Source organism: Okeania sp. SIO2B9 (assembly GCF_010672505.1).
GTDB classification, from domain to species: Bacteria; Cyanobacteriota; Cyanobacteriia; order Cyanobacteriales; family Microcoleaceae; genus Okeania; species Okeania hirsuta.
This window is the reverse complement of record NZ_JAAHGK010000310.1, coordinates 1-6485: the sequence shown is the minus strand read 5'-3', so window position 1 is coordinate 6485 and position 6485 is coordinate 1. Positions and strand designations below refer to the sequence as shown.

General features: G+C 35.3%; 9 protein-coding genes. 4 read left to right on the top strand and 5 right to left on the bottom strand.

Features of this window, described 5'->3' with window-relative positions:
• From F6K13_RS12965 to F6K13_RS12945, 5 genes are all read right to left on the bottom strand, one after another.
• On the bottom strand, positions 1–464 hold a 464-nt coding region (locus F6K13_RS12965), incomplete at its 3' end, for a mechanosensitive ion channel family protein (protein ID WP_287287568.1).
• A 638-nt stretch (positions 465–1102) separates the two neighbouring features.
• Complete coding sequence (locus F6K13_RS12960) at positions 1103–2341, bottom strand: VWA domain-containing protein (RefSeq protein ID WP_124144678.1); 1239 nt, start codon at positions 2339–2341, stop codon at positions 1103–1105.
• A 186-nt stretch (positions 2342–2527) separates the two neighbouring features.
• Positions 2528–2746, bottom strand: a complete 219-nt coding sequence (locus tag F6K13_RS35135; RefSeq protein WP_338043172.1) for a zinc ribbon domain-containing protein — start codon at positions 2744–2746, stop codon at positions 2528–2530.
• A gap of 421 nt (positions 2747–3167) precedes the next feature.
• Positions 3168–3368, bottom strand: a complete 201-nt coding sequence (locus tag F6K13_RS12950; protein ID WP_240038922.1) for a hypothetical protein — start codon at positions 3366–3368, stop codon at positions 3168–3170.
• A 54-nt stretch (positions 3369–3422) separates the two neighbouring features.
• Positions 3423–3527: a helix-turn-helix domain-containing protein gene (locus F6K13_RS12945; RefSeq protein ID WP_240038921.1), complete on the bottom strand. Its 105-nt coding sequence runs from the start codon at positions 3525–3527 to the stop codon at positions 3423–3425.
• Positions 3528–3973: 446 nt separating this feature from the next.
• Between F6K13_RS12945 and F6K13_RS12940 the strand changes: the two genes are divergently transcribed.
• From F6K13_RS12940 to F6K13_RS35130, 4 genes are all read left to right on the top strand, one after another.
• The gene (locus F6K13_RS12940) at positions 3974–4663 is read left to right on the top strand and encodes an ATP-dependent Clp protease proteolytic subunit (protein WP_124144676.1); all 690 of its coding nucleotides are present in this window, start codon (positions 3974–3976) and stop codon (positions 4661–4663) included.
• 38 nt (positions 4664–4701) lie between these two features.
• Positions 4702–5298, top strand: coding sequence for an ATP-dependent Clp protease proteolytic subunit (locus tag F6K13_RS12935; protein ID WP_124144675.1), 597 nt, complete (start codon positions 4702–4704; stop codon positions 5296–5298).
• 286 nt (positions 5299–5584) lie between these two features.
• A complete protein-coding gene (locus tag F6K13_RS12930; RefSeq protein ID WP_124144698.1) occupies positions 5585–6220 on the top strand; it encodes a DnaJ domain-containing protein in 636 nt (211 codons plus the stop codon).
• A 157-nt stretch (positions 6221–6377) separates the two neighbouring features.
• A partial coding sequence (locus F6K13_RS35130) for a TRAP transporter large permease subunit (RefSeq protein ID WP_353735658.1) occupies positions 6378–6485 on the top strand: 108 nt, incomplete at its 3' end.

The following is a 6485-nucleotide window of genomic DNA, read 5'->3' as shown; positions in this document are numbered from 1 at the left end:
TAAATATTTTCTACTGTTCCTAATAAATTGTCTACTTCAATAAAATCTCCTACCTTAATAGGTTGTTCAAATAAAAGTGTTAAACCACTAATAAAGTTACTAGCAAGATTTTGTAATCCAAAGCCAAGTCCAATACCTAAAACTCCTGCTAAAACTGTAATAGTTCTCAAATCTATACCAGCTCTTTGTAAAACAATTAAAATTCCTAAAATGGCGATTATATAGATAATAACTGAGGCGATCGCTTCTCGATTACCCCGGTCTAAACCCATACGAGTTAGTAGTAATCTCTTGATTCCTTCTCCAATAGCACGAGCAATAATTAAGACTGCTACACCTAATAGAATTAGTCTGACAATAGCACTTATAGAAAGATGATTATCTCCAATATAAAAAAGTGGAGTTGTTAATGATCTAGATAAGTTTTGAAACCATTCTTTCCCTTGTAAAAAAATCCAATTCATACTTGTTGTAAAACTATTTTTACTTCCAGAACAAAAACTTACAGCCTTTTGCACGACTAATTGTTACAGTAATAGCATTGAGTAAATAATAAGGTTTCATTTTTATCTTTGCTTATTGCTTTGAACATTGTACCTAATTGTTCTGCAAAGTGCTGTATAGTAGTTGGCGACTTTATTAAGTACATATAGGTTTTAGAGAATAAGACACTGAAAAGTTTGCATTTCAATTGTTACTATTTCATCTAAAATAAGTTAACGCTAAATTTTTGAAATGAATTTAAATTTTTAATTATTATTTTAGTGGGTTGATGAAGATTCACCAAATAATAGTTATTTATATATAGTAATCAGGAATCATATGTGAGAAACTGATAGAGAAGTTATGGAACTTATAGATGGAAGAACTAGATGTTTTGATTGAGTCTAATTGAAAACAAGAGGATTGGCGAAAAGGAAAAATTTATCTTGTTTATACTTGTAGAGTTACAGCCAGTGGCACAGCTATACAGAGGCTTTAAAGCTTAATTTTCAATATTATATTCGGATAATTTCTGATAAATAAAATTATAGTTATCTAGATAAAATTTAATTATTTACCAGGGAAAAACTCCCTGGCTAAACTAATCAAAAAGTATCCTTTACTTTAAAATTGTTTTGGAAACAATTCTAGTTTTTTTCCGGTCTGATTCAGAAAGTTCCTCTCCATCTTGTAAACGAGTCGCACTGGTTTGTAAAACAGTTGCTGCTCCTGTATCTCCCATTTGTAATGCTGTTTTAGCAGCAGTTTGTAACATTGTAGCAGCACCAGCTCGATCGCCTTGTTGCAATTTTGTTTCAGCTATTTGAGTTTGCCTATATTTTGCTAAAGCTAAAATATGATTTTGTACTTCCGAATTAATTTGAGGCTGATATTTTTCCGTAACATTAGCTTCAACTAATATAGGTTCAGAAAGTAAATCTTCCTTACTTTGAGCAGGGTCATCATAACGAACTTGTAATTGAACGATCGCTTGTTTTCCCTCAGGTAATTGCCCAATATAAAGATTAACTAGAACTACTCTTTCTACATCTTTCATTAAATCTCCCAGTCTGACCATAAAGCGGTCGTTCTCTTTTTGTACGGGCAACTCAATAGTATCTGGTGCTACTTGTGCAATAGGTTTAAGTTCTGCTAATCTAACTCTAGGCATCAAAGATAATCGCAAATAAGAATTAGTAAGTCCCACAGATTGAATCCGATTAAACAGTCTACCAAATTCCTCTATTGCCTGTTCTGGACGTTGAATATAAGCAAGAGTCCCCCCACCTGCATCAGCTATTTTTTCCAGAACATCTTGATTCCAATCATCACCAAACCCCAGGGAATTTAGAGTCATACTATAATCAGTAGCCAACTTTGCTAACTTAAGACAACGGTCATTATCCCCATGTTCATTTTCCCCATCAGTTAATATAAAAGCCTGGGAAATAGCATCTTTTTGACCTTTATCTAACTCCTCTATTCCTAATTTCAAACCCTCATCAATAGCTGTACCACCAGAGGATCTTAACTTGTTAATCTCACGCTTAATACTACCAGGGTCATTAATAATTTGATTAGAAACAATCACTTTAGCTCTATGGTCAAAAGCAACAATTGAAAGGCGATCGCCCTCCTTCAATTTATCTACAAGTTGTCCTGCTGCTTGTTTGACAGTTTCCAGCGGTCTTCCTTCCATAGAACCACTATGGTCTAAAATCAAACATAGGTTTAGTGGTACAGTTCTTTCTAGCTCATCAGCTAGAGCCGAAATAGATATGGCCAGTTGACGTTGAGATGAAGATTGAGTGGCATCAATATTGGTATCGTTAAGAACCGAATGTAGATTAACTTTCATAAATATACTAGAAATTTTACTACTACTTATTTCAGGATATATCCACAAATTTGACATCCTCTCCTGTTAAATCTAAAGATTATAACCGGAGATTCCCAAACCTCACGATTTAGGTTTACTGCTTGAGTGGCACTTATCTAGACTGTTGCCAGTCCCCGACAGTACGCCAACGAGCGTCAATTTGCTCTACGATCTGCACTCGGCCGCAGTAACACCTCGATGACAAATCACTTTTGCTGCTGCCACATCACGATTGATTTCGTAGTGACATTCACGACATTTATGAATACGCTCAGACAGGTCTTTTTTAACTGTATGGGATCCACAATTTGGACAAATTTGACTGGTATATCTGTAGTCTACCTGGCCAAAATAAACCCCTCGTTTCTTGCATACCCAAGCCAAGATACTGAAGAACTGACCTAACCCTGCATCTAAAAGAAAGTGAAAGTCTTTTCAGGTGTCTAAAATTTTTTGGTGAAGTCTGGCAATCTTTTTGTTAAGTTGATGTCGATTTGCTGAACTGGATGTTTTTAACTTTAATCTACGTTGTAGCAATTTCAGCTTACTGTGTAGTTTGGTTAAAAATTTTGGACGTTCAATCAATTCACAATTCAGTTGTTGCTAAGAATTTATCAAGTCCAATATCAATCCCTAATGGGTGTCCAGAAGCAGGGGTATCCTTCAGCAATTAACAATTAACAATTAACAATTAATAATTACCTCTTCCTCAAAGGGAGAGGATTGAAGCTCCAGGAAAAATTTCATTTTTTCCCATTTCAAGGGGAAGCAAATATTGCTGAATTCTTTAATTATTCATTATTCATTATTCATTATTCATTATTTTATCGCCCTGCTGTTTCATGTTGCTAAATGCTCTTTCTAAAGTCTTGATAACTTGCTGTAAGACTTGGGCATTTGTTCTTTTGAGTTCTGAGTTAGCTTTCTTAGCTTTTGTTAAGTTGGCCTCTTGTCTGTTGTAGTTAGGGTAAGGTGCATCCGCAGGAATTATGTACTCTTGATGCAATGAACAACAGTTAACTGCACATTTCCTACTGTTAATCCAGTCTTTTCGCTCTCTTCAGGCATAATTCCACACCTTTCTGATGACCGCCAGCATATCTTCTATGATGGCAATCTGTTGCTGAGAGGGAGTTAACTTAAATTCGTAGGTTAGTGTTATCATGTCCCAATTTGATCATCATTCTATCTCAATCTATCTCAATGGAGTGCTTATTGTTTGCTTTGTCGCGATTCATATCCCGGTAAATTGGAGATTGTACCGGGAGTCCTCACTCGCTCCATTTTTGATAGGGAAAAATTTCGATTTGAATACATAAAAACTAGGTTTCTCAAAAAGTTAATGACAATCGAGTCTGTATCTCAACAAGAAACCCAATCTCTGCTAACTATATTACTCAATTAATATAATTAATGGTAAATACGCCATTTTTGCCAAATAATTATGGTAAAATCCACACCTAGACAAAAAAAATTGTTTTTGGTAGCAATATTTCAGAATATTATCACTAAATTTAAGACCATGACTAATATCAATCATACCCGCTACAATAACTCTACAGCACGCTAACATAATTTAAAGATAGTACAATTATTGCTAGGAATTATCTAATGAACTCACAAATAAAAGCAGTTCAAGCAGGGAGTTACTACGGAGACACCTCTTTTCGGACACCACCCCCTGATTTAGAATCTTTAATGTTAAAAGAACGAATCGTTTATTTAGGGTTACCGCTTTTTTCATCAGATGAAGTAAAAAGAAATGTAGGTATTGATGTTACCCAATTAATTATTGCTCAACTACTTTATCTACAATTTGATAATCCAGAAAAACCAATTTATTTTTATATCAATTCTACTGGTACTTCTTGGTATACAGGAGATGCAATTGGTTTTGAAACAGAAGCATTTGCTATTTGTGACACCATGAGTTACGTTAAACCACCAATTCATACAATATGTATTGGTCAAGCTATGGGTACAGCAGCAATGATTTTGTCGGCAGGAACAAAAGGATATAGGGCAAGTTTACCTCATGCTACCATAGTTCTTAATCAAGCTAAAACAGGAGCGAGAGGTCAAGCAACAGATATTTCGATTAGGGCAAAAGAAGTTTTAGCTAATAAGACAACTTTTTTAAATATTCTTTCTAAAAATACGGGTCAATCAGTAGAAAAGATTGCTAAAGATACAGATAGAATGCTTTATATGACTCCCGAAATAGCTAAAGAATATGGTCTGATAGACCAAGTTTTAGCAAGTAGAAAAGAACTACCAAAACCACTACCCGCTGCTGTTTAAGTTTTCAATAAAATCAAAAAATCAAAGGTCAAAAAATTATGCCTATAGGTGTTCCTAGCGTTCCTTATCGTCTTCCTGGCAGTCAGTATGAGAGATGGATAGATATTTACACCCGTCTCGGTCAGGAAAGAATTATTTTTCTGGGTCAAGAAGTTACAGATGGACTAGCTAATAGAATCGTGGCCTATATGTTGTATCTAGATTCTGACGACCCAAATAAGCCCATTTATCTTTATATCAACTCTCCTGGTGGTTCTGTAACTGCAGGTTTGGCCATATACGATACAATGAAGTACATCAAATCAGATGTAATTACTATCTGCTTAGGTTTAGCTGCTTCTATGGGTTCTTTTCTATTAGCTGCTGGTACGAAAGGTAAAAGACTAGCTTTGCCTAACTCCAGAATTATGATTCACCAACCAATGGGCGGTACTCGTGGTCAAGCAACAGATATTGAAATAGAAGCTAAGGAAATTTTGCGTGTTAGGTCGCAGTTAAATAATATGCTTGTAGAATGTACGGGTCAATCTTTAGAAAAGATAGAAAAAGATACCGATCGAGACTATTTTATGTCTGCTGAAGAAGCAAAAGAATATGGTCTAATTGACCAAGTAATTGATGAACGTCAAAACTAAAAATTAGTAGTTAGTAGTGGCTTGACATACCTAAAAATGTTGCAATAGTAGGGGCGGTTTCCACGTTAAATTAAAGAGTATTAACCAATTAGATGAACCCGCCCCAACCCCAATAATCTAAGGCACAAAATTAGGTATGTCATTCCAGTAGGGTGAATTAAGTAGGTAGGCAAAATAGATTGAACAGAAATTTGTCTAAATTCTTGAGAATGTCCAAAATTAATGTGTAATTGATTTGACACAACTACTTAATATTCAGCCTACTTTATTGTCTGTAAAAAAAAATATGGATATTGCAGATTATTATCGACAATTAGGGTTAAATATAGGAGCTAGTTTGGGAGAAGTTAAGGCTTCTTATCGACGACTAGCACGGCTATATCATCCAGATGTTAACCCCGACCGGCAAGCTAAAGATAAATTTATTGCAGTTACAGAAGCTTACAAAATCTTGTTGAAAATTGCTCCTACTCAAACAGAATTACCATACAATTATACTGTCAAATCAACAAAAAATAATTCCAAACCAGAAACTAAATCTCCACAAACTTCGCCCTCAAAGCAAACAAAAGTTAAAGTAACTCGTAAGTCGAATCAACAGAAAAGTGAATCCCACTTATCGGAAGCAGAAAAACAACTTAAGCAAAATTATTATTTACATTTACAGCAATTATTAAAATATAAAAGATATCCTCGAGCGATCGCTGTAGTAGAAGGTTTGGCTCAAAGAATGCCTCAAGATTGGGAAGTACGACAATGGCAAGCGATCGCCTATCAACGTTGGGCACGTCACCTCATTGGAGAAAGGCAACTGGATAAAGCTAGAAACTATCTTAAGAAAGCACTAAAAACAGACCCTCATAACCGTGCTCTCTGGTCTGAAGTAGAGCGTGATTTTCGTCAATTAGAAAAAATTTATTAATTATTTGCATATTCGACCAATAGTTGTATAATGTACCAAGTTTTTTTATTGGATATATACACGAATATTTATTTATAGTCATTCCAGTTAAGATTGAGACAAAGGTTTCTTACCTTGAAAGAGTTTCAGCTAAAAAAGTGTTCTAGTCTTATTCAGAATGTGTTACACCGGCGGGCCTGCGAAAGTTTCGGTCGTATCGTCGGCTTTCTTTGGCACGATCTCGGGCTCTTCCGTTGCGAACACTGTGTCGACCGGGCCGCTGACC

What these genes read in the sequence shown, in the direction of transcription:
- F6K13_RS12960 (WP_124144678.1), bottom strand. Translation starts at nt 2,341, where the DNA reads ATGAAAGTTAATCTACATTCGGTTCTTAACGATACCAATATTGATGCC.
- F6K13_RS12945 (WP_240038921.1), bottom strand. Translation starts at nt 3,527, where the DNA reads ATGATAACACTAACCTACGAATTTAAGTTAACTCCCTCTCAGCAACAG.
- F6K13_RS12940 (WP_124144676.1), top strand. Translation starts at nt 3,974, where the DNA reads ATGAACTCACAAATAAAAGCAGTTCAAGCAGGGAGTTACTACGGAGAC.
- F6K13_RS12935 (WP_124144675.1), top strand. Translation starts at nt 4,702, where the DNA reads ATGCCTATAGGTGTTCCTAGCGTTCCTTATCGTCTTCCTGGCAGTCAG.
- F6K13_RS12930 (WP_124144698.1), top strand. Translation starts at nt 5,585, where the DNA reads ATGGATATTGCAGATTATTATCGACAATTAGGGTTAAATATAGGAGCT.